At 71.8% G+C, this 3,475-nt stretch carries 4 protein-coding genes and 1 pseudogene; all 5 read left to right on the top strand.

Annotated features, from left to right (window positions below; genetic code table 11):
• Nucleotides 1-240: pseudogene (locus tag VJ976_RS00700) on the top strand (hypothetical protein); the annotation flags it as partial.
• Between the two features lie 16 nt (nucleotides 241-256).
• Complete coding sequence (locus VJ976_RS00695) at nucleotides 257-991, top strand: class I SAM-dependent methyltransferase (protein ID WP_324097922.1); 735 nt, start codon at nucleotides 257-259, stop codon at nucleotides 989-991.
• 71 nt (nucleotides 992-1,062) lie between these two features.
• Nucleotides 1,063-1,575, top strand: coding sequence for an O-acetyl-ADP-ribose deacetylase (locus tag VJ976_RS00690; protein ID WP_324097920.1), 513 nt, complete (start codon nucleotides 1,063-1,065; stop codon nucleotides 1,573-1,575).
• Nucleotides 1,576-1,637: 62 nt separating this feature from the next.
• Complete coding sequence (locus VJ976_RS00685) at nucleotides 1,638-2,819, top strand: M20/M25/M40 family metallo-hydrolase (RefSeq protein WP_324097918.1); 1,182 nt, start codon at nucleotides 1,638-1,640, stop codon at nucleotides 2,817-2,819.
• The coding region (locus VJ976_RS00680; RefSeq protein ID WP_324097916.1) for a GNAT family N-acetyltransferase at nucleotides 2,816-3,475 on the top strand (660 nt) is incomplete at its 3' end. The genes VJ976_RS00685 and VJ976_RS00680, both read left to right, overlap by 4 nt.

Here is a 3,475-nt window from a genome sequence, read left to right as displayed (position 1 = left end):
CCCGTGCGCCGCAACACCGTGCGCAACGCCGCTGGGCTGGGGGCCGCGATGTGTGCCGCCGTTGCGTGCGCGGTCCACCCCAGCGTCGAAGAGGCGACCCATCGCATGGTGCACCCTGCCGACGTCTTCACCCCGGATGCTGCGCGGGCCCGTCTCTACCGAGATCTGCGAAACATCTACGCCGACATCCCCTCGCAGACCGACCCGGTGCTCACCCGCCTGCATAGCCTGCTGCAATGACCATCGAGGAGCGAGCGTGACGACGCCCCGGATGTATGCCGACCTGGCCCGTTGGTGGCCGTTGCTGTCCCCGCCGTCGGAGTACGTGGAGGACGCGGCCCTCATCGCCGGGCTACTGCGGACGTCCTCGCGCGAGGTACGCACCGTCCTCGAGCTCGGCAGCGGAGGCGGGCACAACGCCGTCCACCTCGCCGGCGACTTCGCCATGACTTTGGTCGACATCGCCGAGGGCATGCTGGCGGTCTCCCGCCGGCTCAATCCGGCGTCTGAGCACGTCCCGGGCGACATGAGGAACGTGCGTCTGGAGCGGACCTTCGACGCCGTCCTGGTCCACGACGCGGTCGACTACATGCTCACCGAGGGGGATCTGGCCGCTGTGTTCGCCACCGCGCGCGCCCATCTGGCCGTCGGGGGTGCGCTGGTCGTCATGCCGGACCACATGCGCGAGACCTTCGAGGCCAGCACCGAGCACGGCGGCACGGACGCTCCCGACGGCTCCGGCATCCGGTATCTGGAGTGGACCTACGACCCCGACCCCGCCGACGACAGCGTGGTCACCGAGTACGTCTACTGCCTCCGCGACAGCGGCGGGCGGGTGTGGACCGAGCACGAGCGCCATACGTTCGGCCTGTTCACCCAGCAGCGGTGGGTCGAGCTGGCGGAGGCAGCGGGCTTCGAGGTCTCCGTCGTGCTGGAGCCCACCGACGACGACCGGACCGCCCGGCGAGTCCTCGTCGGCACGGCCCGGTGACGTCCCCATGACGCCGGCCCACTGGCGGCGGACGCCTGGCGCCCGACTGACGGGTGGGCATACTCGTGGGTATGCGGATCGAAGCGGTCGAGGGCGACATCACTACCGAGTCCGTCGACGCCATCGTCAACGCGGCCAACTCCCAGCTGATGGGCGGCGGAGGGGTCGACGGGGCCATTCACGCCGCGGCAGGGCCCACCCTGCTGCACGAGTGCCGACGGCTGCGTGCAGCCCGGTGGCACGACGGCCTGCCCGTCGGTGAGGCGGTGGCCACCGGCGCCGGTGAGCTGGAGGCGCAGTGGGTGATCCACACCGTGGGCCCCAACCGGCACCGCGGTCAGACCGACCCCGACCTGCTTGCCTCCTGCTTCAGGCGCAGTCTCGAGGTCGCCGAGGAGGTCGGGGCACGGACCATCGCCTTCCCGGCGATCAGTGCCGGGGTCTACGGGTGGGATGCCGCGGAGGTCGCCGCCATCGCGGTCGACACGGTCCGGAGCCACCCCGGTCACGAGGTCGACCTTGTCCGGTTCGTGCTCTTCGGCGCGCCCGTGGCGCAGCACTTCCGCGAGACTCTGGGCGCGTAGCGCCCCGTCCCGAGCCGGGGATAGGGTCGAGCGATGCACGCTCCCGGAACGCACGGCGCACCGTGACCGACGAGCTGGTGCAGTCGGCCGTCGACCGGGTGCCGCAGATGCTCGCCGACCTCGAACGGCTGGTGACCTGCGAGACGCCCTCCAGCGACCTCGCCGCGGTGGCGGCCGGTGCCGCCGACGTCGCCGCGCTGGTCCACGAGCGCCTCGGCCAGCGTTGCGAGCTCATCGAGGTGGACGGCGTCACCCATGTGCGCCTGCGTCTGACCCCCGGTGACACCGGCGAGATCCCTGATGACGCCCCCCGAGTGATGCTGCTCTGCCACCAGGACACGGTGTGGCCGCACGGGACTCTCGCCCGGCTGCCCTTCTCTCATGCCGACGGCGTCGTGCGCGGCCCCGGGTCGTTCGACATGCTCACCGGTTTGGTGATGGCGATCCACGCCGTGGCCGTGATGCAGCAGCATGCCCTTCCAACGAGTGGGCTGACCCTCCTCGTCACCGGTGACGAGGAGGTGGGCTCGGCCGCCTCCCGCGAGCTCATCACGACCGAGGTCACCCGCACCTCGCGGCCGCCGGCGGTGCTGGTGCTGGAAGGCAGCGCCGACGGCGGCGCGGCCAAGGTGGCGCGCAAGGGCGCGTCCTCCTACCGGCTGACCATCCGGGGACGGGCCGCGCACGCGGGCCTGGAGCCCGAGGCGGGGATCAACGCCGGCCTCGAGCTTGCCCACCAGATCCTCGCCGTCTCGGCCGTGGCCGACGACGACGCGGGCACCAGCGTCGTGCCGACCACCCTGAGCGCGGGCAACAGCAGCAACACGGTGCCCGACACCGCATTCCTCGACATCGACTCACGGGCCTGGACCCGCGCGGAGCAGGACCGGGTCGATGCGGCCTTGCGGTCACTCTCGCCGACTCAGACCGGGGCGACCTTCGAGCTCTCCGGGGGCATCAACCGCCCGCCCCTGCAGCGGGAGCTTTCCATGCCGCTGTACGCCGAACTGACCGAGGTATGCCGCGAGCTCGAACTGAGTGCCCCGGAGGCCGCCGACGTCGGTGGCGCCTCCGACGGCAACATCACGGCTGGCCTGGGTGCGCCCAGCCTCGACGGTCTCGGCGCCGTCGGTGGTGGCGCCCACGCCGACCACGAGCACGCCCTCGTCGAGCACTTCGGCCCACGCACGGCCATGCTGGCCGGCCTCGTGCATCGGTTGCTGCGTCCCGAGCGCCGCGCGTGAGCCAGCAGGAGGGCCACGGACCTGGCCACCGTGCCTTCGCCATCGAGATGGCCCGCGACGCCCGAGACTGCCGGCGGGCTTCAGACCTGCTCAACCTGGTGTGGCAGATGCCGGAGGGCCAGGACGTGCTCGAGCTGAGCACGCTGGTCGCCTACGTCCACAGCGGCTGCTACGTCGCCTCGGCGGTGGAGCAGGACACCAGTCAGGTCATCGGGGCCAGCGTCGGCTTCTTCGGCCCGCCCGGCACGTCGCTGCACTCACACATCACCGGCGTCCACCCGTCCTGGGCCGGGCACGGAATCGGCCGGGCCATGAAGGAACACCAGCGCGCCTGGTGCCTCGAGCGTGGCGTACCCGCGATCACGTGGACCTTCGACCCGCTGGTCGCACGCAACGCGTTCTTCAACCTCCACCGGCTCGGGGCCCGGGTCGAGGCCTTCCTGCCCGACCACTACGGGCCGATGACCGACGGCCGGAACGCCGGGCACGGGTCGGACCGCCTGCTGGTCACCTGGGACGCGGCCGACGACCCGCTCGGCACGGTTTCCGGCGGCCCAGCACGTCACGTGGCCCTCGCCGACGACGGTGGTCGCCCGGGGACACCGAGCATCACGGTGCCCGCCGAATGCCAGGAGGTGGAGGTCGCCATCCCGACC

It is taken from the genome of Ornithinimicrobium sp. (genome assembly GCF_035267225.1).
Classification (GTDB): domain Bacteria; phylum Actinomycetota; class Actinomycetes; order Actinomycetales; family Dermatophilaceae; genus Ornithinicoccus.
This window is presented reverse-complemented; position numbering and strand designations above follow the sequence as displayed.

Excerpts from the sequence above, each read along its gene's own strand:
- VJ976_RS00690 (WP_324097920.1), top strand. The coding sequence starts at position 1,063 with ATGCGGATCGAAGCGGTCGAGGGCGACATCACTACCGAGTCCGTCGAC.